29 protein-coding genes are annotated in these 26,719 nt (G+C 48.5%); 17 read left to right on the plus strand and 12 right to left on the minus strand.

The window, feature by feature from the left end; translation table 11 throughout:
• Positions 1-5: 5 nt before the first annotated feature.
• The 5 genes from rpmA (at position 6) to galU (ending at position 3,727) form a co-directional block, all read left to right on the plus strand.
• Positions 6-263, plus strand: a complete 258-nt coding sequence (rpmA, locus tag QNM19_RS15175; protein ID WP_010383519.1) for a 50S ribosomal protein L27 — start codon at positions 6-8, stop codon at positions 261-263.
• Positions 264-458: 195 nt separating this feature from the next.
• A complete protein-coding gene (gene cgtA / locus QNM19_RS15180) occupies positions 459-1,607 on the plus strand; it encodes an Obg family GTPase CgtA (RefSeq protein WP_049864637.1) in 1,149 nt (382 codons plus the stop codon).
• A 90-nt stretch (positions 1,608-1,697) separates the two neighbouring features.
• Positions 1,698-2,189, plus strand: coding sequence for a type 3 dihydrofolate reductase (gene folA / locus QNM19_RS15185; RefSeq protein ID WP_197094296.1), 492 nt, complete (start codon positions 1,698-1,700; stop codon positions 2,187-2,189).
• A 77-nt stretch (positions 2,190-2,266) separates the two neighbouring features.
• Positions 2,267-2,641 carry a DUF3718 domain-containing protein gene (locus QNM19_RS15190; RefSeq protein WP_010383515.1) on the plus strand — a complete coding sequence of 125 codons (375 nt, stop codon included), beginning with the start codon at positions 2,267-2,269 and terminating at the stop codon, positions 2,639-2,641.
• Positions 2,642-2,851: 210 nt separating this feature from the next.
• Positions 2,852-3,727: a UTP--glucose-1-phosphate uridylyltransferase GalU gene (gene galU / locus QNM19_RS15195; RefSeq protein ID WP_049864635.1), complete on the plus strand. Its 876-nt coding sequence runs from the start codon at positions 2,852-2,854 to the stop codon at positions 3,725-3,727.
• Positions 3,728-3,822: 95 nt separating this feature from the next.
• On the opposite strand, the gene QNM19_RS15200 is transcribed toward galU, so the two are convergent.
• Together QNM19_RS15200 and QNM19_RS15205 are read right to left on the minus strand one after the other, a co-directional pair.
• Positions 3,823-4,506 carry a site-specific integrase gene (locus QNM19_RS15200; RefSeq protein ID WP_197094295.1) on the minus strand — a complete coding sequence of 228 codons (684 nt, stop codon included), beginning with the start codon at positions 4,504-4,506 and terminating at the stop codon, positions 3,823-3,825.
• Positions 4,507-4,640: 134 nt separating this feature from the next.
• Positions 4,641-4,916, minus strand: a complete 276-nt coding sequence (locus tag QNM19_RS15205) for a ribbon-helix-helix domain-containing protein (protein ID WP_049864634.1) — start codon at positions 4,914-4,916, stop codon at positions 4,641-4,643.
• Between the two features lie 13 nt (positions 4,917-4,929).
• Between QNM19_RS15205 and QNM19_RS15210 the strand changes: the two genes are divergently transcribed.
• On the plus strand, positions 4,930-5,325 hold the full coding sequence (locus QNM19_RS15210) for a VOC family protein (protein WP_049864633.1): 396 nt from the start codon (positions 4,930-4,932) through the stop codon (positions 5,323-5,325).
• Between the two features lie 17 nt (positions 5,326-5,342).
• Here the strand turns inward: QNM19_RS15210 and recG are convergent, their stop codons facing one another.
• From recG to asnC, 3 genes are read right to left on the minus strand one after another with little or no spacing between them, the layout of a single operon-like run.
• Positions 5,343-7,427: an ATP-dependent DNA helicase RecG gene (gene recG / locus QNM19_RS15215; protein WP_049864632.1), complete on the minus strand. Its 2,085-nt coding sequence runs from the start codon at positions 7,425-7,427 to the stop codon at positions 5,343-5,345.
• 2 nt (positions 7,428-7,429) lie between these two features.
• Positions 7,430-8,128, minus strand: coding sequence for a tRNA (guanosine(18)-2'-O)-methyltransferase TrmH (gene trmH, locus QNM19_RS15220; protein WP_284026903.1), 699 nt, complete (start codon positions 8,126-8,128; stop codon positions 7,430-7,432).
• A 52-nt stretch (positions 8,129-8,180) separates the two neighbouring features.
• Positions 8,181-8,639: a transcriptional regulator AsnC gene (asnC, locus tag QNM19_RS15225; protein ID WP_010383506.1), complete on the minus strand. Its 459-nt coding sequence runs from the start codon at positions 8,637-8,639 to the stop codon at positions 8,181-8,183.
• Between the two features lie 179 nt (positions 8,640-8,818).
• Between asnC and asnA the strand changes: the two genes are divergently transcribed.
• Positions 8,819-9,814, plus strand: a complete 996-nt coding sequence (gene asnA, locus QNM19_RS15230) for an aspartate--ammonia ligase (protein ID WP_049864631.1) — start codon at positions 8,819-8,821, stop codon at positions 9,812-9,814.
• 42 nt (positions 9,815-9,856) lie between these two features.
• Here the strand turns inward: asnA and QNM19_RS15235 are convergent, their stop codons facing one another.
• From QNM19_RS15235 to QNM19_RS15260, 6 genes are all read right to left on the minus strand, one after another.
• Positions 9,857-11,467 carry a DUF342 domain-containing protein gene (locus QNM19_RS15235; RefSeq protein WP_284026887.1) on the minus strand — a complete coding sequence of 537 codons (1,611 nt, stop codon included), beginning with the start codon at positions 11,465-11,467 and terminating at the stop codon, positions 9,857-9,859.
• Between the two features lie 231 nt (positions 11,468-11,698).
• Positions 11,699-12,091 (minus strand): RidA family protein, encoded by a 393-nt coding sequence (locus QNM19_RS15240; RefSeq protein ID WP_010383501.1) that lies wholly within the window; start codon positions 12,089-12,091, stop codon positions 11,699-11,701.
• A gap of 10 nt (positions 12,092-12,101) precedes the next feature.
• Positions 12,102-14,204: a bifunctional GTP diphosphokinase/guanosine-3',5'-bis pyrophosphate 3'-pyrophosphohydrolase gene (gene spoT / locus QNM19_RS15245; RefSeq protein WP_010383500.1), complete on the minus strand. Its 2,103-nt coding sequence runs from the start codon at positions 14,202-14,204 to the stop codon at positions 12,102-12,104.
• A 260-nt stretch (positions 14,205-14,464) separates the two neighbouring features.
• On the minus strand, positions 14,465-14,740 hold the full coding sequence (gene rpoZ, locus QNM19_RS15250) for a DNA-directed RNA polymerase subunit omega (protein ID WP_010383499.1): 276 nt from the start codon (positions 14,738-14,740) through the stop codon (positions 14,465-14,467).
• Between the two features lie 164 nt (positions 14,741-14,904).
• Positions 14,905-15,528: a guanylate kinase gene (gmk, locus tag QNM19_RS15255; protein WP_284026888.1), complete on the minus strand. Its 624-nt coding sequence runs from the start codon at positions 15,526-15,528 to the stop codon at positions 14,905-14,907.
• A gap of 110 nt (positions 15,529-15,638) precedes the next feature.
• Complete coding sequence (locus QNM19_RS15260) at positions 15,639-16,811, minus strand: MerR family transcriptional regulator (protein ID WP_049862935.1); 1,173 nt, start codon at positions 16,809-16,811, stop codon at positions 15,639-15,641.
• Between the two features lie 307 nt (positions 16,812-17,118).
• Between QNM19_RS15260 and QNM19_RS15265 the strand changes: the two genes are divergently transcribed.
• From QNM19_RS15265 to QNM19_RS15280, 4 genes are all read left to right on the plus strand, one after another.
• Complete coding sequence (locus QNM19_RS15265) at positions 17,119-17,418, plus strand: helix-turn-helix transcriptional regulator (RefSeq protein ID WP_049862929.1); 300 nt, start codon at positions 17,119-17,121, stop codon at positions 17,416-17,418.
• A gap of 3 nt (positions 17,419-17,421) precedes the next feature.
• Positions 17,422-17,958, plus strand: a complete 537-nt coding sequence (locus QNM19_RS15270; protein ID WP_049862928.1) for a hypothetical protein — start codon at positions 17,422-17,424, stop codon at positions 17,956-17,958.
• 120 nt (positions 17,959-18,078) lie between these two features.
• On the plus strand, positions 18,079-18,201 hold the full coding sequence (locus QNM19_RS15275; RefSeq protein WP_284026889.1) for a hypothetical protein: 123 nt from the start codon (positions 18,079-18,081) through the stop codon (positions 18,199-18,201).
• Positions 18,202-18,699: 498 nt separating this feature from the next.
• Positions 18,700-20,055: a HEAT repeat domain-containing protein gene (locus tag QNM19_RS15280; RefSeq protein ID WP_049862927.1), complete on the plus strand. Its 1,356-nt coding sequence runs from the start codon at positions 18,700-18,702 to the stop codon at positions 20,053-20,055.
• A gap of 107 nt (positions 20,056-20,162) precedes the next feature.
• On the opposite strand, the gene QNM19_RS15285 is transcribed toward QNM19_RS15280, so the two are convergent.
• On the minus strand, positions 20,163-21,023 hold the full coding sequence (locus QNM19_RS15285; RefSeq protein WP_049862926.1) for a YicC/YloC family endoribonuclease: 861 nt from the start codon (positions 21,021-21,023) through the stop codon (positions 20,163-20,165).
• 225 nt (positions 21,024-21,248) lie between these two features.
• Between QNM19_RS15285 and rph the strand changes: the two genes are divergently transcribed.
• From rph to QNM19_RS15315, 6 genes are all read left to right on the plus strand, one after another.
• Positions 21,249-21,962, plus strand: a complete 714-nt coding sequence (gene rph / locus QNM19_RS15290) for a ribonuclease PH (protein ID WP_010383487.1) — start codon at positions 21,249-21,251, stop codon at positions 21,960-21,962.
• 25 nt (positions 21,963-21,987) lie between these two features.
• Positions 21,988-22,632: an orotate phosphoribosyltransferase gene (gene pyrE, locus QNM19_RS15295; protein WP_253046851.1), complete on the plus strand. Its 645-nt coding sequence runs from the start codon at positions 21,988-21,990 to the stop codon at positions 22,630-22,632.
• Positions 22,633-22,824: 192 nt separating this feature from the next.
• On the plus strand, positions 22,825-24,174 hold the full coding sequence (gene mpl / locus QNM19_RS15300) for a UDP-N-acetylmuramate:L-alanyl-gamma-D-glutamyl-meso-diaminopimelate ligase (protein WP_049862925.1): 1,350 nt from the start codon (positions 22,825-22,827) through the stop codon (positions 24,172-24,174).
• A 4-nt stretch (positions 24,175-24,178) separates the two neighbouring features.
• On the plus strand, positions 24,179-24,796 hold the full coding sequence (locus QNM19_RS15305; protein ID WP_010383483.1) for a flavin prenyltransferase UbiX: 618 nt from the start codon (positions 24,179-24,181) through the stop codon (positions 24,794-24,796).
• Between the two features lie 207 nt (positions 24,797-25,003).
• Positions 25,004-25,924 carry an ABC transporter ATP-binding protein gene (locus tag QNM19_RS15310; protein WP_049862924.1) on the plus strand — a complete coding sequence of 307 codons (921 nt, stop codon included), beginning with the start codon at positions 25,004-25,006 and terminating at the stop codon, positions 25,922-25,924.
• Between the two features lie 2 nt (positions 25,925-25,926).
• Positions 25,927-26,694: an ABC transporter permease gene (locus QNM19_RS15315; RefSeq protein ID WP_155946230.1), complete on the plus strand. Its 768-nt coding sequence runs from the start codon at positions 25,927-25,929 to the stop codon at positions 26,692-26,694.
• Positions 26,695-26,719: the final 25 nt, after the last annotated feature.

The raw sequence follows: 26,719 nt of genomic DNA on the forward strand, positions 1-26,719 counted from the left end.
GAAAGATGGCACATAAGAAGGCAGCTGGTAGTACTCGTAACGGTCGCGATTCAGAAAGTAAACGCTTAGGTGTTAAGCGTTTCGGTGGTGAATCTGTACTAGCGGGTAACATCATTGTTCGTCAACGTGGTACTAAGTTCCACGCTGGTACTAACGCAGGTATCGGTAAAGACCACACAATCTTCGCAAAAGCAGACGGTAAAGTTGTTTTTGAGCAGAAAGGTCCTTTAAACCGTAAATACGTTAGCATCATTGCTGAGTAATCGGTAAAAAGAATACTGAAAAACCCCGCTTAGGCGGGGTTTTTTGTTTTTATAGAGCAGAGCCTGAATTTTGCTCTAACCTTATTCCTGTCAAATACGCGCCACAGACCGGTAGTTAGGCATTTGCCCATGCTGATCAAGCCGCTATGAACTTGCTATAATAGCAGGTGCTGAACAACCAGTAAGAGAGTAACCATGAAGTTTGTCGATGAAGTAGAGATCCGCGCGGAAGCCGGAGACGGTGGAAGCGGTGTCGTTTCATTTCGCCGCGAAAAATTTGTACCCGACGGTGGCCCTGATGGGGGCGATGGCGGAGACGGAGGTAGCGTTTATCTTGAAGCAGACGAAAACCTCAATACCCTGATTGATTATCAGTTTGAGCGCTTCCATCGTGCCGAGCGTGGCACCAATGGTCATGGCCGTAATATGACGGGTAAAAAGGGCACCGACTTAATTCTGAAAGTACCAGAAGGGACGCGTGTAACTGATGTTGATACGCAGGAGTGTCTGGGTGACTTGACTAAGCATGGACAAAAACTACTGGTCGCCAAAGGCGGTTATCATGGTTTAGGTAATACACGCTTTAAATCGAGCACAAACCGTGCGCCAAGACAGAAAACACTGGGAACACCTGGCGAAGTACGCAACCTGAAGCTGGAGCTGATGTTGCTGGCCGATGTCGGGTTGCTGGGTTTGCCGAATGCAGGTAAATCAACCTTTATTCGCAGTGTGTCGGCGGCAAAGCCTAAAGTGGCAGATTACCCATTCACGACTTTAGTGCCTAACTTGGGTGTCGTACGTCCTGAAGCAAACAAATCGTTTGTGATCGCCGACATTCCGGGTTTGATTGAAGGTGCATCAGATGGTGCCGGTCTGGGGATCCGCTTCCTGAAGCACCTCGAGCGTTGTCGTGTGTTACTGCACGTTGTTGATGTCATGCCCGTCGATGGTACAGACCCAGTTGATAATGCGTTTGCAATCATCAATGAGCTGCATCAGTACAGCCCCAAACTGGCTAACAAGCCGCGTTGGTTGGTGCTGAATAAAATCGATCTGCTTGCAGAGGATGAGTTAGAAGAGGTTTGTCAGCGTATTGCCGAAGAGCTGGATGCTGAACAGGTGTACCGTATCTCTGCTGCCAATAAGTTTAATACACAGCAGTTGTGCTACGACATTCAGGGTCTGCTGGATAGCATGCCACGCGATAAGTTCGAAGAGCAGGAGCAGGAAGAAGTCGAGTTCAAGTGGGATACTTACCACCGCCAGGCAACTCAGGATAACGATGATGACTGGGATGACTGGGACGAAGATGACTACGACGTAGAAGTCGTTTACGAAAGATAAGCGCAACCCGTATTAGCGTCTTACTAAATGGGTTGGTACAAAAAGGGCCTTTGGCCCTTTTTTAGTATAAAAGTATGAGTGGAGTGCATTGTGATAATATCAATGATTGCAGCGATGGCAAACGGACGTATCATTGGCGATGATAACGCCATGCCCTGGCATTTACCGGCTGACTTGAAGCATTTTAAAGCCGTCACCTTGAATAAACCTGTAGTTATGGGGCGTAAAACATTCGAGTCTATTGGTCGCCCTCTTCCTGGCAGGCGAAATATTGTGATCAGCCGAAATTCAAATTATAACGCTGAGGGAATTGAGGTGGTTTCATCACCACAAGACGCTTTGGCCTTAGTTGACGGATGTGAAGAAGTTATGATCATTGGAGGTGGAAATATTTATGAACAGTTTCTACCCTTAAGTAATCGGCTTTATTTAACATACATTGACTTAGATGTTTCTGGCGACACGCGCTTTCCTGACCACACTCAGGCCGGTGAGTGGCAAGAAATCGCAAGTGAAGCATATGAAGCAGATGAGAAAAATTTGTATAGTTATAAGTTCGTAACTCTAAATAAAGGAATATAACTTTGTTGCTAACAATTGTATTGGTTGATACAATATTGAGCGTTTGTTCTTACGAAAAAAGTACTAGGTGATTGGTGATGAAAGTAATTCCTTTAGTTATTGGTGTGAGTCTTGGCGTTTCGGCATTAACCGTAAGTTTTGCGAGCAAAGCAAACGATCAGTTGGCAGTGTCTTTGTGTGAATATATTGCGGCTGACGACAAAAGACGTATCCGCAGTACGCTAAAGAGCTCACGGGTTAAAATCCGTAACGTATACGATTCAGTTCAGTGTAATGGTAACAACATGCTACGCCATGCAATCGCTAACAACGCGGTAGATGCAGGCGAGTTTATCGTTAAGAGCTTACCTAAAAGTGCATTATCTGATGGCGCTGACATCGCCTGGGCTGAGAGCAACGGCCATGGTGGCTCAGCTTTGATCGCAGCCATTAAAAAGCGTGCTGGTCTGTAAGAATTCTATCGGACTTAGCGTCTGATTATCTTGAAGTATTTGGAAATGCCCGCTCACTTTTAGTGAGCGGGCATTTTTTATTGGCGAAAGTATGAAAGGCATATGACTAAACTTGCACTAACAGCGTATTCTATTAAAATAGTCTGTCACGTGGTTACTTATTAATGGTGGGAAAATATTCCGCCACTTCAATGCAATAATGGATGAACTATGAAAGCAGTAATACCTGTCGCAGGACTTGGTACGCGCATGTTACCTATGACGAAGGCTATCCCCAAGGAGATGTTGCCTGTTGTCGATAAACCTCTCATTCAATACATCGTAAAAGAGTGTGCAGCTGCAGGCATTTCGGAAATTGTGCTGGTTACTCACTCTTCAAAGAATGCGATTGAGAACCATTTTGATACCAGCTTTGAGCTCGAAGCAACATTAGAAATGCGTGTAAAACGTACTCTGCTTGAAGAGGTTCGCTCAATTTGTCCTGAAGGTGTTACTATCATGCATGTTAGGCAAGGCGAGGCTAAAGGACTAGGGCATGCAGTGTTGTGTGCAAAGCCCATTGTTGGTGATGATGACTTTGTGGTTGTTTTGCCTGATGTTATCTTGGATGAATATACGGCAGATCAAAGCAAAGAAAACCTGGCAGCCATGGTCCAGCGTTTCTCAGATACTAAGCTAAGTCAGATCATGCTTGAACCTGTTCCACGGGAAGAAGCGAATAAGTACGGTATTGCGGACATTCAGGGTGTGGAACTCAAACCTGGTGAAAGCGCACCAATCAGTCATATGGTCGAGAAGCCACCTGTTGATAAAGCACCTTCTAATCTTGCCGTTGTGGGTCGTTATGTATTATCACGTAATATCTGGCCTCTGCTTGAACGCACACCTTTGGGAGCAGGAGGCGAGATCCAGCTAACTGATGCAATTGATATGCTGATGGAAAGTGAAACCGTTGAAGCGTTCCATATGAGCGGTCGGGCTCATGACTGCGGCGATAAGCTGGGTTATCTGAAAGCCATCGTTCAGTACGCAATGCGTGACGAAAAGCTGGGCAAAGACTTCAGCGAGTTCGTAAAGGCACTGTGATCTTAGTTGCTATGATACGAAAGCCCGACATAATGTCGGGTTTTTTTGTGTTTGTTTGGCACCTAGTACAGGTTTAGTACACTGCGCCTGCTAAGTTATTGCCCATGACGCTCTGTAAAGCGCTGCCAGTGAATGTTGGGGTTTATGACTCTAACTTGTGTTAGCACTTGTTTGAGCTGATGTGCTTTGGGCTGAGTGAGGATCTGGCCATCCTGTTTCAGCCCAAGTAGATAGAACATAGCGGCTTTGTTGCCTTGCTGAATGGCGGAAATGTGTATCTGCTGCTCAAAGTTCAGTCTCAGGCTGCTGATAGCGGTTTTCATGCCTTGCTGATCCACATTGGGCAATCCGCACTTTTGCAAATAGCCAAGGCGCTCGCCCTCTCCGGAAAACCAGATCCTGACTTTCTCACTGAAGCGCCCCGACTTGGCTGGCAAATCAAACATCAGCCGGGTCTGGCCTTGTTGCTCTACAAAGTGCAGGTAATCTTGTAATCCGGCATGCCACAGGGCTGGGTGGATCGGCACAAACCGGGCCTGCAATTTACCGTGCGTATGAAACGTAAAGCCACGAACCTGCTCTTGTTTAGTGATATCAGAGAGCGTCAGGTTGCCAATTTCGTCACTGTAAGCCCCGGTATAATATGCCAGCACAGGTAACCAGAAGTGCCAATGCTTTGGCTGCTCACGCTTTTGTTTCTCGTCACCATAAATGTAGCCGTTAAACAGGGTATACAGCTCCATGTTGGAAAATGCGCGTCGGCCTAAATGAGATTTCATATGATTGCGCTATACCTTGTGCCTAAATAGTTCAAACAATTCAAAGGATTACTAAGAATGAATCGAGATCAGTGTATCGGCTTTTGCTAATAAGAAAAAGTCTAATGTCAATGTAGTAACCAGATACTACCCCTTTAGCGGCGATCAGACGTAAGATCGGATAAATAGGTTAAACAGGTGATACGCAACAGAGAAGCAAGGTTTTTGACTTCCCCCTGACGCGCCAGTACTTCCTGATAGAGGGTGGAAACGAATTCAGCCACACTGAGCTGCTCTTTGGCGGCGATCTCCTGTAACAGATCCCAGATCCGACGCTCTAGTGCCAGGCTGGTTACGGCCCCCTGAATCCGCATTGAGCGGCGTATTACTTCATAGCTGGCGGGATCGGCCGCGGCATACAATTCACACATAGAGGACTCCTTGATGGCAAAACTCATTCACAGCATGGTTCGGGTAATGGATCTGCAAAAATCTTTGGCATTTTATCATGATGTACTGGCACTCGGCGAGCGCAGGCGTATTGAGTTTGAACACTTTAGTCTGATTTATCTGGGCAATGAAGAGGCTGAGTTTGAACTTGAGTTAACCTGGAATCATGATACGCAGCAGCCATATGAGTTGGGTAATGGCTATGGCCATATTGCCGTTGTCGTGGATGACTTATCACCTGTGCATGCAAAGGCAGCGGCACTCGGTTATCAGCCTAAGGAGATGAAGTCGTTTTATAATGGCGATACTCTGGTAGCACGTTTTTTCTTTGTTGCCGACCCTGATGGCTATCAGGTTGAAGTGATCGAGCGTTCTGAGATGTTTAAATAAACCTGGCTTAGCTCTGACTAAGCCATGGCAAATTCACTGCGGTCGGGCAACCAGCGCTGAACCAGCGGTTCAACGGCCTGTGAGTGCTGTTGGAGTATAGTAAAGGCCAGACTGCGAACTTGTGGTAGCAACACTTTGTCCCGGCTTAAGTCGGCAATTTTCAGCTCAGCCAGCCCCGTCTGGCGAGTGCCAAGGACCTCTCCGGGCCCGCGGATCTCTAAATCTCGCTCGGCAATCACAAAGCCATCATTACTGTCACGCAGCACGCCCAGGCGCTTTTGCGCTGTTGCTGACAAAGGTGCATGGTAAAGTAACAAACAATGCGAAGCGATGTCTCCCCGGCCAACCCGGCCTCGTAACTGATGCAGCTGCGCCAATCCCAGACGCTCCGGATTTTCTATAATGATCAGGCTTGCATTGGGGACATCTACCCCGACTTCTATCACAGTGGTTGCAACCAACACATGGCTTTTTGACTGCTTAAAGTCTTGCATGATCTGCTGTTTTTCTTGTGCTTTCATACGGCCATGAACCAGCGCAATATTCAGCTCTGGCAGTGCTTTTGTGAGTTGTTCTGCTGTGTCTTCAGCCGCCTGGCATTGCAAAGCTTCGGATTCATCAATCAAAGTACATACCCAGTACACCTGGCGTTGCTGTTCGATACAGGCACGCCGAACACGCTCAATCACCTCATCGCGACGAGTATCCGGGACGGCGACGGTTGTGATTGGTGTGCGCCCGGGTGGTAGCTCATCAATCACTGAGGTTTCCAGATCGGCATAGGCGGTCATTGCCAGCGTGCGTGGGATGGGTGTTGCCGTCATGACCAGCTGGTGCGGGTAGCAGTCGTTAAACTTGCCCTTTTCGCGTAACGACAGACGCTGGTGAACACCAAAACGGTGTTGTTCATCAATGATAATCAGGGCCAGATTACTAAACTGCACTTGCTCCTGAAACAGTGCATGCGTGCCAACGACCATTTGCGCCTGGCCTGAGCTGATGCGTTCCAGCACGCGCTCGCGTTCTTTGCCTTTGGTCTTGCCTGCCAGCCACACCACTTCTATGCCCAGTGCGGCAAACCAGTTCTGAAAGTTGATATTATGCTGTTCTGATAAAATCTCGGTGGGGGCCATCAGAGCGACCTGATAGCCTTTGGCAATGGCCGTGAGTGCGCTCAGTGCTGCAACCAGGGTTTTACCTGAGCCTACGTCACCCTGTACCAGTCGCATCATCGGAAAAGGGTGTTGCAGATCCCCTTTAATTTCGGCTACGACCCGACTTTGTGCTGACGTAGGTTTAAAAGGCAGCTGGGCCAGAAACTCCGTTTCTAAGGTATTATTCGGCGGTAGTGATACCGCCTTGACGGCCTGACCTTGCTGTCTGAGTTGCAGCAGGCTAAGGTTTTGCGCCAGCAATTCTTCAAACGCCAGCCGTTGTTGCGCCGGGTGCTGACCCAATTCCAGTTGATCCAGTGCCACATCCTGAGGCGGCTGATGGAGTGTGAGTAAGGCTTCTTTTAAGCTCAGCTGGTTAGGCCTGAACTGAGCGGGCAGGTGATCTTCAATGTCGTATTTTTGCAGCAAAGCGATAGCTTGCTCGGCAATGGCACGAATGCTTAGTTGCTTTAGCCCTTCAGTGGTTGGATAGACCGGCGTGAGTGTATCCGCGCCTTGCGGTGTTTCACTGCGCTCGTCGCGAATACTGTATTCAGGGTGAGCCATTTCCAGGCCGACCCGGCCACGGCGTACTTCGCCAAAGCAGCGCATGATTTTGCCGCTTTGCATGGCGTTCTTTTGCGCGGCGCTGAAGTTGAAAAAGCGCAGGGTGATACGGCCTGTTCCATCGTTGATCTGGCACACCAGCATACGGCGTTTGCCGAAGGTGATGTTGGCCTGCTCGATTTCGCCTTCAACACTGACATGGGTATGCGGCATCAATTCGGCGATGCGGTAGGTTCTGGCTCTGTCTTCATAACGCAGTGGCAGATGAAAGAGCATATCCTGAACACTGCGGATCCCCAATTTGGCCAGCCGCTCTGCGGCCTTCGGGCCGACTCCCTTGAGATCGGTCATGGCGTACTGGGCTAAATTGGGAAGAGACATAATTATCCTTTTTGACTGAATTTCAGTGTGTTCCAGAAAGTATCATCGGCCACGATTTCACCCACCTCATCCAAAGCCGGGTAGGGCAGGCCTTTTTCTACACAGCGATTAGCAATGATAGGGTGACAGCCTTCGAACAAGAGTTTGTGCTTAATCGCCGGGTCGAGCATGTCGTTACGCTGATACAACCCCGCCGCTTCGCGCTGACGCTGCGCTTCATATAAGATCAATGCTGCGGCCACCGAGACATTTAACGACTGTACCATACCTGCCATTGGGATCACGATGTGCTGATCGGCATGTTCCAGTGCTCTGTCTGAGATCCCAAGGCGTTCCTGCCCGACAATAACGGCGGTTGGCTTGGTATAATCAATCTCACGAAAATCCACGGCTGAATCACTCAGGTTGGTGGCCAACAGCTGGATCCCCGGGTTTTGCGCACGAATAGTGGCAACGGCCTGATCAATGTCATCGTGCATATGGGTTTCTACCCAGTTTTTACTGCCACCTGAGGTGTTATTGGTCAGGCGTCTTTGCTCCTGCGGCCATACCGCATGAACATGATGGCAGCCGACCGCATCGGCTGTACGCACTATGGCCGACAGATTGTGGTGCTTGTGGACTTCATCCAGGCACACAGTTAAATCAGTCTGGCGTTGATCCAAAATGCGCTTAACGCGCTGAAAACGGTTTTCTTCCATCATTACAGCTCTTAACTACAAAATTGCCGCGATTATAACAAAAAGCACCTCGCTAAGGCATTACTTCGCGCATTATTGGTGCCTGCAGGGAGATCAGGGTCTCTGTTGACTGAATCGCTTCGATTGTCTGGATCTTGTTGATCAGGACGTCCTGAAGATGATCAATAGAGCGTGCCATGACTTTGATAAAAATGCTGTAGTTACCTGTGGTGTAATAGGCTTCAACGACTTCTTCAAAGCCTTCCAGCTGCTCAATGGTCGCCGGATAATCCCGTGCATGCTTGAGGTTTACGCCGATAAAACAACAGACATCATAACCCAGCTGTTTGGCATCTATGCTGACCCGTGTGCCGACGATAATACCGGCCTGTTTCATTTTCTCGACCCGCACATGAATGGTCCCGGCACTGACGGCAAAGCGCTTGGCCAATTCGGCGTAGGGGGTTCTGGCATTGTCCATTAAGGCATGAAGGATAGAACGGTCGAGATTATCGATTTGATAATTTTCCATGGATATTTCGCACGCTAATTATTGATTCAATAATTATTAAAGCCAATTTTTGATGAAAAAAATAGTGTAAAGGTGTTTTTGTTATGGACTATTGAATCTTTGTTCGTTTTTGTTGAGGATAGATTTAACGCAGCAAGCCTGCACCGTTATTCAACACCATTGGGAATGAGGAAACCGATATGTTGCAACAGTATCTGCAAACACAACAACAAATAGCCCGTGCGAAAGCACTTTTTTCACAACAGTTGACTGATAAGTTAGGCCTGATCGAAGTACAAGCGCCTATCCTGGCAAAGGTGGGAGATGGTATTCAGGACAACCTCAGTGGCACCGAAAAAGCGGTGAAGGTTAAAGTTAAAACGCTCAGCGATAGCGACTATGAAGTAGTTCATTCACTGGCGAAGTGGAAGCGTAAAACGCTCGGCGACTATGGCTTTGGCGCAGGGCAGGGACTGTATACACATATGAAGGCGTTGCGTCCGGATGAAGACAAGCTGTCTCCAATACATTCTGTGTATGTTGATCAGTGGGACTGGGAGCAGGTGATCTGTGCACAGTCTGAACGTTCTTTAGACAAGCTCAAAGACACTGTTCGCACATTGTATGGCGCTATTCGTGAAACTGAACTGCAACTGGCTTCTGAGTATGGTCTGACGCCGTTTTTACCGGAGCAAATCACCTTTGTACACAGTGAGGCACTACGCCTGATGTATCCTTACTTTAGTGCTAAGCAAAGAGAAAAAGCGATTGCGCAGGAGTACGGTGCAGTGTTCCTGATTGGTATCGGCGGTGAACTGGGAGATGGCAAGATCCATGATGTCAGAGCACCGGATTACGACGACTGGTCAACGCCAACGTGTGAGCAGTATCAAGGGTTGAACGGTGATATTCTGGTCTGGAACCCTGTGCTCGAAGATGCCTTTGAAATTTCCTCTATGGGGATCCGGGTGTGTCCGGACAGCCTGCAACGTCAATTGAGTCTGACGCAGGATGAACAAAGGTTAGAGCAGGACTGGCACCAGAGCTTGCTGGCAGGGGCATTGCCACAAACCATAGGGGGCGGTATTGGCCAGTCTCGTTTGGTGATGCTGTTATTACAAAAGCAACATATTGGTCAGGTCCAGGTTGGTGTGTGGCCTGAGCATGTTAAAACTGAAGTTTCTGGGTTACTTTAGAGGCGACGGCGACACACGGTAAGGGAGCCTCCAGGGGCTCCCTTACATCTTAAATTCAATTTCTATTTTGCCTTCGAGCAGTCTGGCGCTGCACGGCGGGTAGCTGCGGGTGGTTTTATAGACCTTATCGAAAATATGGATCTCGACACCTGAGTGCAAAGAGGTGTTCACCACCAGCTGGGTGTGATCGAGTAAATCATGCAGAGTATGGTCTAGTTCTGACAGCTGATGTTCCAGCGCCTCGGCTTGCTTACAATAGTGCTCCTGTGTGGCCCCGATTTTGGCCAGCAAGGTTTTTTTCTTTTCAGCATCCTTTACGTTATCGGCTTTTTCGACCGCCTTTTGCAAGTTGGTGATCTGCTCATCAGTCTGAGTGAGTTCTTTAAGACACAGATCGGTACGTTCCGTTATCTCCATGCCACTGCGTGCCAGGTATACAGCCATGGTCGCACCAGAGCTGCTGCCTACTTCACCCGCCACCAGCATCTTGGCATCAAAAATGGTGCCGCCGACCAGTTTGCCTTTGGGTGATTCATCCAGGCCAACCTGTAACAGGTTACGCGCTTTGATATCACAGTGGTTACTTTGTTTCTGGATAAAGACATTTTGCCCTTCCAGATAGGTGTACTGGCCATGGGTGATTTGGACATCGCCTTTGGCAATCAGACGGCAGGTGAGCCCCTGATCGTCGTTGCGATGATCTAAGTGGCCAATCACACCGCCACGTACTTCGATGTTACCATCGGAAATTAATTCTCCCGATTCTACGGTCCCCATGACGGTGATATCGCCGTGCGCTTTGATCTTCATGCCCGGGTCGACATTATGGGTAACCAGCACACTGCCGCTAAATTCAATGTGGCCGCTGCGTACGTTGACGTCACTGATGGTAAAGATATCGTCTACCCGCATGCCATTCGGCACATCGGACGGACAACCTGCAATGGTCGAGACCAGTTGTAATGGGTTGGTTGGGGAAATCTCGGTGCCTTCACCGGCAACCAGCTGAAAGCTATCTCCGGGCTTAGGTGCAATGCTGTCTCCGGTAACCGTAAAGCCTTCTTTGCCTGGGGTTGCCGGCCTTTGCGTGACCAGTAAGGTGCCGGGTGCAACACTGGCCAGTGCGCCAAAATCGCGCATATCAACGGTGCCGTCTTCACGTAACTTGGGTTGTTTCAGGCGTTCTTTAAGCGTTTGTACATGTGGCATCAGCTTGGCAGGTATGCCATTTTCGGGCGGACGCCCCTGAGCAACGATGCCAGTGACTTCTGTGCCTGGCAGAGACTCCAGTTGCTGTTTGAGCAAGTTTTCCAGATAAACTTGCTTGTAGCCCCGGGTGACACCGACTTTGACTATGGCGCGCTTGGCATCCTCCAGGTTGATCATTTTACCACCCTGTGCGGTGGTGAGTTTGGCGATGGCCTGCATTTTGTCGTCGCTCAGTGCGACTTCGATATGGGCATCTTTTTGTTGTGCCACAATCAGCTGAGTGACAGGCGTATCTTGTTTGAAGTATGCGGCAATGGATTCATGATCAATTGCGCAGTCAGCATAGGGTGAGCGCTCGAGTGCTTCAACCACAAACGCTGCACTGGGGGGCGACGCTGCCGCGACGTCCATCAATATATTGCCATTTTTTGCGAGTTTAAACACAGGCTTATCCTTATTGCTTTAAACCAACTACGATAATGAATACCTCAAATTGCCAAAAAATGCGGCGTTACCAAGATTGCACAAAGTGCTTCGTGTAACACCAGATTGCTAAATTAATAGTATGCGGTCAAGTGTTTAAGATCAAAGTTAAGCGCATGAAAAATCATTGTACAGGTAAGTAAAAGCCCGCATTAAGCGGGCTTGAGTAATATAACTAATAGACACGGCGTCTTAGTTGGTTGAAGGCAGCTCCATGATGCCATCAATCTCAATCTGTACGCCCTTAGGCAGCTCTTTTACGCCGATAGCAGCCCGTGCCGGGTAGGGCGTTTTAAAGTGCTGACTCATGATCTCATTGACGGTGGCAAAGTTGCTCAAGTCAGTCAGGAAGATGTTCACCTTGACCATGTCCTGCAACTGGCCGCCCGCTTCTTCACACACGGCAGTCAGGTTTTTAAATACCTGTTGTGTTTGCTCTGCAAAGTCTTCTGAGATCACTTCCATTGTTTCAGGCACCAAAGGGATCTGCCCCGAAAGGTAAACCGCCGTACCGACTTTAACTGCCTGACTGTAGGTGCCGATTGCTGCCGGCGCCTGATCGGTTGAAATAATGGCTTTATTCATTGTCTTTCCTTTATCGCTTCCTGGTTACACGTTGTACATCTGGCATTACCCGGATCCGGCGCATAATATTTGCAACGTGGATCCTGTCTTTGACGGTAACACCCAGATCAATCACGTACAGGTTGCTCTCTTTTTCTTCGGTTGCAATCTCCACAATATTGGCTTGTGTACTTGCAACCACATTGGTTAATTTGGCCAACGCACCCTGGTGGTTGATGATCTCAACCCGCAGTGCTGCGATGTATTCTTTTTCGGGGTTATCTTCCCACTTTACCACAAAGTACTTGGCGCGTTCATTTTGCCAGCCTTTAATGTTTTTACATTCCTGGCGGTGGACCATTAAGCCCTTGCCCTGGCTAACATAGGCGGTGATGTCATCACCCGGGACAGGTCGGCAACACTTGGCATAAGTGACCAGCATACCCTCTGTACCAATGATCGGCGCTTTGGCTTTTTGTGCCAGGCTCTCGATTTCATCATCGGCTTGTAGCAGGCGTTTTGCAACCAGCATACTCATGATGTTGCCGTTGCCGATTTCCACTAACAGCTCAAGTACGGTGTTCAGATCATGCTCTTCCAGTACTCGGTCTATTTGCTCGGTTGGAATATCGTCCAGCTTATGTTCACCCAGTGCGGAGTCAAGTAAGCGTCGGCCCAGCAGGATAGACTCTTCCTGGTGCTGGCTCTTAAGGTAGTTACGTACACCCAGGCGCGCTTTACCTGTGACAATAAAGTTTAACCAGGTGGCATTGGGGTGTGCACCAGAGCTAGTGATCACCTCAACAGTTTGCCCGGTATCCAGCGCTTTGCTGAGTGGATAAGGCTTACGGTTAACGCGCGCGCCAACACAGGTGTTACCGACGTCGGTATGAACGGCATAGGCAAAGTCGACGGCTGTTGCGCCCATAGGTAATTCAATGATGCGCCCATCCGGTGTAAAGACATAAATTTCTTCCGGGAACAGCTCGGTCTTTACGTTTTCGACAAATTCAAACGATGAGCCAGCACTTTGTTGTAACTCAAGCAGGCTTTGCATCCATTGTCTGGCGCGTTGCTGTGCGGTATGGCCCGCCGTGTCGCCGGACTTTTTATACATCCAGTGCGCTGCCACCCCTTTATCTGCCATGTGATCCATATCATGGGTGCGAATTTGGATCTCTACCGGAATACCATGCGGCCCGACCAAAGAGGTATGCAGTGACTGATAGCCATTGGTTTTAGGTACAGCAATGTAGTCTTTAAAACGGGTCTCTATGGGTTTATACAGGTTGTGTGCTACACCCAGCACCCGGTAGCAGGTATCTATGCTGTTGACGTTGATGCGAAAAGCGTAAATGTCCATCACTTCGTTGAACAGCAGCTCTTTGTTGAGCATCTTTTTATATATGCTGTACAGGTGTTTTTCACGGCCACTGACCGATGCATCAATGCCTGCTTCTTCCAGACGAGATTCTATCTCTGACTGGATATTGCTGATCACTTCTTTACGGTTACCTCGCGCTTTGGCCACTTCTGATTTGAGTGCTCTGTGACGCATCGGGTATAAGGCCGCAAAGCCCAGATCTTCCAGTTCGTTCTTAATGTCATGGATACCAAGACGATTGGCGATAGGTGCGAATATTTCCAGGGTTTCACGGGCTATCCGGCGGCGTTTTTCCGGACGTAAAAAGCCCAGCGTGCGCATGTTGTGGGTGCGGTCGGCCAGTTTGATGAGGATCACCCGGATATCCTGGGTCATGGCCATGATCATTTTACGGTAGTTTTCGGCCTGAAACTCTTTTTTATCTTTAAAGTCGAGTTTGTCCAGCTTACTGACACCCGCCACCAGTTCGGCAACTGTATCACCGAAGATTTCGGCGAGATCGGTCTGGCTGAAGTCGGTGTCTTCGATCACATCATGCATCAATGCTGCCATCAGTGTTTCGTGGTCCAGCTTCATACTGGCCAGGATCTGGGTGACTTCAACCGGATGAGTAATATAAGGCTCGCCGCTGGAGCGGGTTTGCCCTTCATGCGCTTCGCGGGCAACCACGTAGGCTTTTTGCACCAGTTCCACATCTTCGGGTGACAGATACTCTGATATTTTTTTCTTTAAGCCTTCAAACAGATACATTCACACTCCAATGTTCCAGCGAAGTTATATCAAATGCGTATTAACCTACTTGCAGTCAGGCTATAACACCTTTACCTTGGTTGGTATGACATTTGATTGGTATTAATAATAAGTTAAGTACTGAATATACGATGAATTGACGTCGAAGCCAATCGACTAACACATTTATTAGTCTAGATAGAGGTGTTCAGTGACCTGTGCTGCAGAAACAATAACGCCAGCTATAAAGCTGGCGTTATTGTCGTACTGGTCGCAGTGGATTAGCGATTGCCACCCACAATTGCAGCAACAGCAGCAAGCTCTGCAGCTTCCTGAGTTTGTTGCTCTTCGCGATCGATCATGTCCAGTGAATCGCTGGTGACCATGCCTTTTTCGATTTCGCGCAATGCGATTACGGTTGGCTTGTCATTTTCAGCTTCAACCAGAGGGTCTTTACCACCGACTGCAATCTGACGAGCGCGACGCGCTGCAACAAGAATTAGGTCGAAACGGTTACCAATTTTATCTACTGCGTCTTCTACTGTTACGCGAGCCATCGAAGCACTCCAAAAAATTCAATACATTTAGCAAAGGGCTAGTCTACTAAAAAGCGCCGGATTCGCCAAGTATATGGTTAAAAAATATCGGGTCGTTATGGCTTTATGTGGCAGCAATCTTTGCTGCCAGTGCGAAACCCCGACCAGTCGGCCGCCGATGTGACTTACTTTAACAGTTCGGCTATCAATGCCTGCTGGCTCACCTGTTGCTTTTTCAGCTCCAGACGTGCAGCCACGACGATGTGCTCCAGTTCATGCAGCGCAGTCTCAAAGTCATCATTGACCAGCAGATAGTCGAATTCATTGTAGTGAGAGCATTCAGATTTGGCCTGCTCCATACGCGAGGCAATGATTTCCTGAGAGTCCTGCCCTCGGTTATTCAAGCGCTCTTCCAGTGCCTGTTTTGACGGCGGCAGAATGAAGATGGTTTTTACTTCAGGCAGCAGCTTGCGAACCTGACGGGCACCTTGCCAGTCAATGTCCATGAACACGTCAATACCTTGTGCAAGCTGGTTTTCGATGGCCTGTTTAGAGGTGCCGTAGTAGTTATCAAAAACCTGCGCCCATTCGAAAAAGTCATTCTGGTTGATAAGCGCTTTAAACTCATCCACAGAGACAAAGTGGTAGTGCTCGCCATTATTCTCACCCGGGCGAGGCGCGCGAGTTGTATGTGACACCGAGACCCTGACTTTATCTTGTCTTTCCAGCAGGGCTTTAATCAAACTTGACTTTCCGGCACCAGAGGGCGCTGAAAGAATAAACAAATTACCGCGATTTTGATGTGGCATACGTCAGACCTATAGGGTTGCAGTACAGCGATGTGAATGTGGCCACACCGCTGGTTGTCCAAAAGAGTTATTTTAAAGCCATATCACCTAACTTACCAGCCTCACCGTGTTCAATCGCTGCGTTGCAGCACAAACATTTGATAGCCGAACTCGCCCAGGTAACGCTCGTAGATGGCAATTTCCCGGGCCATGTCCTGAAGCGCAGCAGAATCAGGCTGGTGGCTCAGTCGTTGTTCAACTTCAGCTTTGAGTGGTCCATAATAGTCTGCCCAGGCCTGCTCACTCAGCGTAAAGTGGCTCAAGACCCGAAAACCGGCCTGCTCAATCTGTGCGAGCCGTACAGCAACTGTTTGCATATCCGGGTATTCCTGTTGCCAGAAGGTGATTGCCTCCTGAGAGGGCGTCTCGTTTAACCACACCAAATCGCTGACCATCAGGCAACCTGTTGAACGCAGCAGCGGGCGCCAGGCATTCAACGCCGCTTCAAAGCCCATTATGTAAGCGGAACTTTCGGCCCAGAGCAGATCAAAACTGCCGCTCTGAAAGGGCAAAGCAGTCATACTGGCACACAGAGGGGTGACACGTTCGTCCAGTTTCGCGTGTTTTAGTCGCGCCGCCAGGCTGTCTATTGCCTGAGCTTCATTATCCACCGCCGTGATCTGTGCCTGTGTCTGTTGTGCCAGTAACTCAGTAGCAAAGCCCTTACCACAGCCAATATCCAGCACAGTATGCGGTGTAAAAGGAATGTGCGTTAACGCCTTGCGTGTATCTGTATTACTGCCGGGTCCCCAGCGTTCCAGCCGATGAAAGACCGCCATAAAGTCGGCCATATAAGTGTCGTGTTCGTTCATGTCTTTTGATAACCATTTTAAGTACAGGGTTTGTTGTTCATTAAACCCTTGCTGTTCAAGCCAGTTTCTGTGTGCATCGGGTGCCAGCTTATCGGCCTGTGCATGCCAGTCGCGCAGTGAACCGCGCCCAAGCAGCGCAGACAACAAAGTATGCGCCTGCTGCTTATGTGCAATTTCGCTTTCCAGCTCAGCGAGCCTGTTGCTGAGCACGGTGCGATCTAGCTTGGCCTCCAGCGCCTGTTTGCATTCACTCAGCGTCAGTCCGCCGGCCTGTAGCTGTTGCAGCAGTCTGAGCTTTTGTAAGTCCTGCTCGCCATAAACCCGATAACCATTGCTGGCCCGGCTGCCACAGATCAGCCCCCGCTTTTCGTAATACAACAAAGTAGAACGCGCTAAACCCAGCTGCGCCGCCAATTCAGAAATCCGATACACCAAACCCGGCTCCTCTTTTACATATGCCAGACTGGCCAAAAGTAAGCGCGGTCAGGCGGTAACAAACGAAACGATAAACTATGAAGTTATAGACAGGTCAATGAGTGAGGGCAAATAAAGGTAAGGTTTGCCGCTCAGGGTTCAGGTTTGGGGGCTGTTACCGGGGTGAGGATAAACACGGATGCAAAATGGAGAAGGTTATAAAAGTATTCATAAAGGGTAGTTGGGTGTGTTAATTTTGTTTCTAAAATGTTGTATCTTGTGATGTGGCTTGCTAGGTTAGCCTCAAGAATAAATAGGGAGATGCATGCGCGTGAAGAACAGTCCTGACAAGCGCAATCACAAAGTGGAGAACTTCAGGCGCTATGTGCAGCGCTCAATCCGCCAGTTGAGACACCACAGAGGCTGGTCCCAGCAAGAGCTGGCCAGGCGGCTTGGTGTCGACCAGGCCACCATCAGCAACTATGAATCCGGCAAAACAGATATGAGTTACGCCCAGATGTTCGAGCTGTTTCTGGTTTTTGGTAAAGATTTAACTGGTGTACATAAACTCACCGATCTTGAAGAGCAAAGTCCTTCACCCGATGAAAAGCCAGAAAAGGAGTAGGTTATGAAGGAAGTATACGCCATCATGGAATATGCGCCTCTTTTCGTTATTTGTTTGGGGTTGGCGATTAGTTGGAATATTGCCACTGCCCGCTGGTTTTTACTGGCTTATGGTGTGTTCGAAATTATCGACTTAGTGACGCTTCCCATCACATTACAGTGGAGTACGCATTACTATCTTGCAGACATTGGGATGAGTTTGATTTTCGTCATACCTATTGTGTATCGCAGAAATTTGGCATTGCGGCTTTATGTATTGTCGGGTAGTCAGTATTTTAAGAGAGTGTACAGGCTGCAAACATTGTCAGCGCAGGAATGTACAATATTACTGCTTATTGCCTTGATGTGTCTTGCTAATTTAATCACCTGGTTAGAAGTTTTAGCCTACAAATATTACATTATTGATTCTGCACCTTTCAAACTTTATATCAGAGACAACTTTATGTTATTGCTACATATTGTGCTGTGTTTCACCATGTTTGCGTTTGCTATGAGTGCTCAGGTAAGAGAAAAATATGCTGAGCAAGAGAGTGTTCATTGAAAGTGCTTTTTGTCTCACATTGACAAATGTAGGTTTGGTATAAGCTTTATGCCTGCTTTAAAAGCATGATTATCTAAAACATCGACAGAGAGTCGAACATGTACGGAGGTGTTATTAAATATGGAGCAATTACACTTAGAGAAATTGAAAAGTGTGAAAGGTGGTGCAGGGATTGGCAGCCCTGATTTACCTGGCAGAGTTCAGGTGTCTCACCCGGATCCGAAAAAGAGCTGTCGTGGCTAAAGTCAGCTTAATTGCTAAAACAAAAAGCGCGTTCAGCGCTTTTTTTATGAAGATATACATAATTTTGCTTTAGCCCGTGAATAGCGCTAGACAATCAGCTAATAGCCTGGTTTAGCAGATTTTATGCTTTACACACGGAATTGTTGCAGCGAGTTATCAAGACTAGTTAGGCCGGTTTTGAAGCAACCAGCTGGGACGCATGACATATGCTAACTATAACCAGCCTAATTAAACATTTCGGCAGCCATTGCGCGCTCAGGCAGGCTTCTTTCTCCGGTAAGCCGTGAAGAACAACATGGACAGCCACTCCAAACTGGCGTATAGGCTTTGAGGCAGATTCGACTTTGAAACTGCCCACAATTGGTCCGTGAATTTACCAGTGGGTGTTAGCTAAAAATTCAGAGGAAAACCACAGGAGACTTGACGGAGTTTATTGTTATGCCTTGTTGCGTTAGGCTAGCCGACAGATTAACCGGGCATATTTAAAAAGGCACTATTGTGTATGACTTGCAGCAATTATTCAGTCAGTTGAAAAAAATAACCTTAAATAGAAATACTCAACCTGAGCAGGCAGCAACCATTGAAGAGCTTATTAAGTTGAGTCAGGATCATGACGGTCACAAACGAGAAAATGCCGTTTTAAGACTAGGTATGATGGGTGACCCGGTGGCTTTTCCCTGTCTAATTATTCGCGTGAATGATTGGGTGCCTCAAGTTCGAGATGCGGCAGTAAAAGCGTTGAGCAAGTTGATGATAGATGAAAATGTTGAGGCCATTATTCAGTGTCTTCCTCAAGTATATCATCTTCAGAATTGCCACAGGGCCAATCATCAAGATGTTATTCGGCAAGTGGAGGCTTTGCTGTTAACAGAAACAAACCGATGCCATTTGTTGGCAGCTGTGCAAAGCGCAAACAGTTATGTAGCCAGGCTCTGCTTGAGTTTAGTAATTGAACATCAGGTTGTTGATGCCCAAACACTGTTGCCTATGGCCTTTGCGAGTAAAGATGTCTTAGTCAGAGCTCAAGCTTTTCGCTGGTCTGGCGTTCACTATCCACAAGTGCTGGAGACGCACTACCTAAGCTTATTAAATGATAAGTTTATGCCAATCCGAAAAGCCTCATTAAAGCACCTATTAATGGCCACCAATAATGCTCAGGTGGCTGAAAAAGGGTTAGTTGATCGCCATTCCTCGATACGTGAGCTGGCTGTAAAGCACTGCCAGGCAAATGGTAATGATGTTGTGGCATTTTACAGGGAACACCTTACTAAAGATGCAAGTACTAAGGCGGCTATCTGGGGGCTTGGCTATCTTAAGTGTGTTGATGATCTGGATAAAATAAAATACTTTCATCAGCATGGTACACCCTCTCTCAGAAAACAGGCGCTAAACAGTCTATTGAAGTTAGACTCTCACAATAGTTTGGCTTATCTGTTGAACGGGCTAAAAGATCCCTCTCCTTCAGTATGTAAGGAGTCAGCAAGGCTGATGGTAAAAACACGGGTCTACCTGAATGCGAAAGCGTTGATGGATATCATTTGTGGCTCAGAACATCGGCATACTGCACGAGCATGTGTGGCGCTGTCTCATCAAATCAATAAGTGGGAAAGAGTGGTATTTTTACTGATGCTAATGTCAAACGAACAGGTCGTTTCTATGTTTGATGAAGGGCAGATTAAATCAGAGCTGGCGAATTGGGGTGATGACTATAACCGTTCATTTAACCAGCCTACGCAAGCGCAAATCGATGAGATCAGCGTATTGATGGCGGGAGTACCCGCAACCAGGTTTAGTGAACACTTTGGCAGCTTTGCACACGCCCTTAAAACTTTGGGCATTCATAAAAGAGTTTAAGAATCATTCTGTTATATCTGCACGAAGGTCGGCAGTGGAAATTAAGCGCGGGAGTGTTGAATAAAAAAGCCCCAACAACTGGGGCTTTTCAACGAGTTTAGTTTAAATCACTCAATATTCTGGATCTGCTCGCGCATTTGCTCAATCAGTACCTTGAGTTCAACGGCGGCGTTGGTGATCTCGGTATTGATGGATTTAGACGCCAGGGTGTTGGACTCGCGGTTGAACTCTTGCATCATAAAGTCCAGACGTCGGCCACAGGCGCCGCCTTTTTTCAGGATCTTATGGGTTTCTTTAACGTGTGACTTGAGGCGGTCGAGTTCTTCTGCCACGTCCTGTTTTTGCGCCAGGTAAATTAGCTCCTGCTCCAGGCGGTTCTCGTCGATTTCGGCTTTCAGGTCTTCCAGCTTAGCGGTGAGTTTTTCACGCTGCCATTTAGCCACTTCTGGCATGTGACCTTCAACAACGGCAACCTGCTCCAGAATACTATCCAGGCGGGTGGTGATCATGGTTTCCAGGTTGTTACCTTCGCTTGCGCGCGCTGCTTTAAATTCTTCAACCAGGGCATCAAAGCCTTTTAACAGCTCGCTGTTCACTGTGTCCAGATCCACTTCTTCGGCTTCCATGACGCCTGGCCAGCGCAGGATGTCTGTTGGGTTGATTTCGCCACCGCTGTGCGACTGGACCCACTTGGCATTTTCGATCAGCTGTTTACTCAGGGTTTCGTTGATCGACAGCTGACCTACGTGCGCCGGGTTGGCGGTGAACTTCAAAAATACTTCCACTTTACCGCGCTGTAAGTGTTTGCGCAGGCGCTCGCGAATGACCGGTTCCAGGCCGCGGAACTGTTCCGGTGCGCGGATAAAGGTTTCAAGATAGCGTTGGTTGACGGAGCGGATCTCCCACACACCGGTGCCCCAGTCGCCCTTGATCTCTTTACGGGCATAAGCGGTCATACTATGGATCATATAAGTTCCTAATTTAATCTAAGGTTGCGGCGTGTCTGCATGTGGCTACCTAAGGTACAGCGCTGTCGTTGGTGAACACACACATCGCCATGAACGAAACATCGCCATTATAGCTGAAACATCGCCCAGCTCTAGTGGCTGGGTGTGAATTATTCGCGATCCGCATGGCATAGCGCCTGGGAACCCTTTATAATATCGCGAAACTTTGATGATAGGGGAAGGTGGATGCGTCCAAGCGAAAGAACTGCAAATCAAATCAGACCGGTAACTTTTACACGTAACTATACTATGCATGCCGAGGGCTCGGTGCTGGTAGAGTTCGGCAACACTAAGGTGTTGTGTACTGCCACGGTTGAAGCGGGTGTACCGCGTTTTATGAAAGGCCAGGGCAAAGGCTGGATCACTGCAGAATACGGGATGCTTCCGCGTTCTACTCACACGCGTAATGGCCGTGAAGCGGCAAAAGGTAAGCAGGGCGGACGTACCATGGAGATCCAACGTCTGATCGCCCGTGCATTGCGCGCTGCGGTTGACCTGAGCGCATTGGGTGAAAACACCATTACCATCGATTGTGATGTGTTACAGGCAGACGGTGGTACACGTACTGCATCGATTAGCGGTGCTTGTGTGGCACTGGTTGATGCACTGACACACATGCGTGCCAAGGGCATGATCAATGCTAACCCGCTGAAGTTTATGATCGCAGCTATCTCTGTGGGTGTTTACAACGGCGAAGCCATTACCGATCTGGAATATCTGGAAGATTCAGAAGCTGAGACCGACATGAACGTGATCATGACGGAAACCGGTAAACTGATTGAAGTGCAAGGCACGGCCGAGGGCGAACCTTTCTCATTCGAAGAACTGGATGAGCTGCTGGCACTGGCTAAGCATTCAATCCGTGAGATCATTGACCTGCAAAAACAGGCTCTGGCATAAGCATAAGTAAATAAGAAGGTATCGCATGAAACAGTATCAAAAAGACTTTATTGAATTTGCCCTACAAAAGCAGGTGCTGAAGTTTGGTGAATTTACGCTTAAATCTGGCCGTACCAGCCCTTATTTCTTCAATGCAGGTTTGTTCAACACTGGCCGTGATTTGGCGCGCTTAGGTCGTTTTTACGCAGCCGCATTGGAAGATGCTGGCATTGCGTACGACGTCCTGTTCGGCCCGGCGTATAAAGGTATCCCAATTGCGACGACCACGGCTGTTGCACTGGCAGATCATTATGATAAAGACGTACCTTACTGCTTTAACCGTAAAGAGAAAAAGCAACACGGTGAAGGTGGCAACCTGGTAGGCTCTGAGCTGACAGGTCGTATCATGCTGGTGGATGATGTGATCACGGCGGGCACGGCTATTCGTGAATCAATGGAAATCATCGCTGCCAATGGCGCAGATCTGGCGGGTGTGTTGATTGCTCTTGATCGTCAGGAAAAAGGCAAAGGTGAGCTGTCTGCTATTCAGGAAGTTGAGCGCGACTTTAACACCGCTGTGGTGTCTATCGTGAAGCTGGCTGATCTTATTACTTACCTTGAGCAACAGGGTGATATGGCCGAGCACCTGGAAGCGGTTAAAGCGTATCGTGACCAGTACGGTGTTGCTTAATTAAGTAGCCCATTAAAATCGTATTTAAAAACCGGCTTAGGTGATGCACTTAAGTCGGTTTTTTTATGTCTGTTGCCGTGACTTTGCACCAGCTGCAAAAGTGTTTTGTGTGGTTCTGCTCACAAAACCAGCCAAGGTTCAGACGAGTATGATAACCTAAGCGGGTTAGTCAGCTAATTAATAAATAAAATCATGCATATTCACATTCTTGGGATCTGCGGCACCTTTATGGGTGGCATTGCGGCCATTGCAAAATCGCTGGGCCATAAGGTGACGGGATCCGATCAAAACGTTTATCCACCTATGAGCACTCAGCTTGAGTCGCTTGGTATTGAATTAACTCAGGGCTACGAGCCGGCTCAGCTGGACCCGGCACCCGATATGGTGGTGATTGGCAATGCCATGAGCCGCGGTAACGCCTGTGTGGAATATGTGCTGGAACGCGGCTTACCTTACACCTCAGGTCCCGAATGGTTAAAACATCACGTCTTGCAAAACAGTTGGGTACTGGCAGTGGCCGGTACTCACGGTAAAACGACGACTGCCAGTATGCTGGCCTGGTTGCTGGAATACGCAGGATTGCGTCCCGGTTTTCTGATCGGGGGCATAGTGCAAAACTTTGGTGTATCGGCGCGTACCAGTGACACCCCGTTTTTTGTCATTGAGGCCGATGAATATGACACGGCGTTCTTTGATAAGCGCAGTAAGTTTGTTCATTACCTGCCGCGAACCTTGATCATGAACAACCTGGAATTTGATCACGCCGATATTTTTGCCGATTTGGCTGCAATTCAGACCCAGTTCCACCATTTGCTTCGTACTTTACCTGCGCAGGGTAAAGCAATTTATCCGGCAGCGGATAAACCCCTGTGCGAAGTGATAGACAAAGGCTTCTGGAGCCAGCAAGAAACGCTCGGTGGTGACTGGGATTATCGCCTGTGTAAAGCGGATGGCAGCCAGTTTGAGGTGCTGCTGAATAATCAAAGCCAGGGCATGGTAAGTTGGCAGGCCATTGGTGAGCACAATGTCAAAAATGCACTGATGGCCATCGCGGCTGCGCGTCATGTGGGCATTCCTGTGTCTGTTAGCATTGAGGCACTCGGTGAATTTAAATCACCTAAGCGGCGCATGGAATTGCTGGGTGAGGTTAATGGAGTCTGTGTGTATGACGACTTTGCTCATCACCCCACAGCAATTGAAACCACTTTGGCCGGATTGCGTGCCAAGGTGGGTGATGCCCGTATTACAGCGATTCTGGAGCCGCGTTCTAACACCATGAAAATGGGGGTTCATCAGCAAACGCTGATGAACTCGCTGGCGGCAGCCGATGAGGTGTTGTTGTTTGAGCCGCCTAAGCTGAGCTGGTCATTACAAGAAGCGGCTCAACAAGCTGGGTATGGGTGTTACCACAACACCGATGACATTGTGGCGGCGGTAGCGGCTCAGGCAAAGCCGGGCGAGCATGTCTTGATCATGAGCAACGGCGGGTTTAATGGGATCCATGAGGCAGTGTTAAGTGCACTGCGCGAAAAGAGGTCATAAAGTTATGTCACAATTTAAGCCAGCTATCACACTGGCGTTTAGTGGGGCGTCGGGTGCGCCCTACGGGTTGCGTTTACTCGAAGTGCTGGTGGCGCTGGATTATCAGGTTTATGTATTGATCTCCAGTGCTGCCCGTGTGGTGCTGGACACCGAATCGAATATCAAATTGTCCGGTAATGAAGACAAGGCCACAGCGCAGCTCAGTGAGCTTTATCAGGCCAAGGCTGGACAGATCCAGGTATTTGGCAAAGACAACTGGTTTAGCCCGGTGGCATCGGGCTCTGCGGCCCCGAAGAAAATGGTGGTGTGTCCGTGCAGTGCGGGCAGTGTCTCCGCCATTGCGATGGGCGCATCCGACAACCTGTTAGAGCGTGCGGCCGACGTGGTGATCAAGGAACGTGGTGAGCTAATCCTGGTACCCAGAGAAACCCCGTTCAGTGCAATTCACCTGGAAAATATGCTCAAGCTAAGCCGGTTGGGTGTCACCATTATGCCTGCGGCTCCTGGTTTTTATCACCAGCCACAAAGCATTGAGGACTTAGTCGATTTCATGGTGGCGCGCATTTTAGATCATCTTGGGATAGAGCATCGGTTAGCAAAGCGCTGGGGCTACGGCGACTAAACTTCTGCAGTGTTAATACATCACAGGCGCAGAGGAGTTAAAACTTATCATGACCTGGGTTGAAAATGGCGTATTCAGAACCACTGAATAATCAGGTCTAGATTTCTCTGGCGCTGAGGTGTTGCGTTTTTTACCAGGCTGGTAACAAAGCGTATTGATACAAACGAGTGAAAACAACAACATGGGGATGTGAGGAAAAACAATAAGATGACAAAGGCATTAAATATATCTGGCCTGCGTAAGGTCTACAGTAACGGCGTTGAGGCCGTCAAAGGGATTGATTTACAGGTTGAGCAGGGCGACTTCTTTGCGCTGTTGGGCCCAAATGGTGCCGGTAAGTCGACCACCATAGGTGTGATTTCATCTTTGGTGAACAAAACGGCGGGTCAGGTGGAAGTATTTGGCCAGAGCATAGACACCGATTTGGAAGCGGCCAAATCTCATCTGGGCCTGGTGCCGCAGGAGTTTAACTTTAATCAGTTTGAAACCCTCAATCAGATTTTGGTTAATCAGGCGGGCTATTATGGTGTGCCGCGTGCTCAGGCCCATGAGCGCGCCGAAAAATACTTAAAGCAATTGGGGTTACTGGATAAAAAAGACAAACAGGCACGGACTTTATCAGGCGGTATGAAACGCCGTTTGATGATTGCCCGCGCATTGATGCATGAGCCTAAGCTGTTGATCCTGGACGAACCAACGGCTGGGGTTGATATTGAACTGCGTCGTTCCATGTGGGATTTCTTACGTGAAATCAATGCTCAGGGTATCACCATTATCCTGACCACCCATTATCTGGAAGAAGCCGAGTTGCTGTGTCGCAACATTGCGATTATCGATCAGGGCAAAATTGTCGAACATACGACCATTAAGGCGTTGCTGGCTAAGCTGGACAAAGAAACCTTTGTACTGGACCTTAAGGCGCCCATAAATCCGGTTAACCTGGAAGGCTATGAGTATGTTCTGACAGACGATCATACGCTGGAAGTTGAAGTCGCAAAATCTCAGGGGCTCAATGGGGTATTCACCCAGCTAAATGAACAGGGTAACACTGTGCTGAGTATGCGAAATAAGGCAAACCGCCTGGAAGAGTTGTTTGTCGGGTTGTTGGAACAGGGGCGCAGCGAATGAAAATCTTAAACTACGGCGTGGCACTGAAAAGTATCTGGATTAAAGAATGTATTCGCTTCCTGCGAATTTGGATACAAACCCTGGTGCCACCGGCCATTACCATGACCTTGTATTTTGTGATTTTTGGCTCGCTGATCGGCTCACGCATTGGTGAAATGGGTGGGTTTAGCTACATGGAGTTCATTGTGCCGGGTCTTATCATGATGTCGGTGATCACCAACTCCTACTCAAACGTGGCATCCAGCTTCTATTCGACTAAGTTCCAGAAAAGCATTGAAGAGTTGCTCGTGGCACCGGTGCCTAACTACATCATAGTGCTGGGTTATATGGGCGGCGGTATGGCGCGGGGTATGCTGGTGGGTCTGATAGTGACTCTGGTTAGTCTGCTGTTTGTGGATATTCAAATTCACAATCTGGCGGTGATTGTATTGACGGTTTTACTGACTTCGGCAGTCTTTGCGTTGGGTGGTCTGATCAATGCCGTTTTTGCCAATAGTTTTGATGACATCAGTATCATTCCAACCTTTGTGCTGACACCACTGACTTATCTGGGCGGAGTGTTTTACTCTATTACCTTGTTGCCGGAGTTCTGGCAGGGGGTGTCTCAGATTAACCCAATCATCTATATGGTGAATGCGTTCCGTTATGGCTTCCTGGGGGTATCTGATGTCAATATTACCCTGGCCTTTGGGGTATTGCTGGGCTTCATCACCGTGTTATTTGCGGTTGCACTGAACCTGATCAAGCGCGGCGTCGGCTTGCGTCACTGATCATTAGGCTATCGAGGTGGCAGGG

This window comes from Pseudoalteromonas ardens (assembly GCF_030125445.1).
Lineage (GTDB): Bacteria > Pseudomonadota > Gammaproteobacteria > Enterobacterales > Alteromonadaceae > Pseudoalteromonas > Pseudoalteromonas ardens.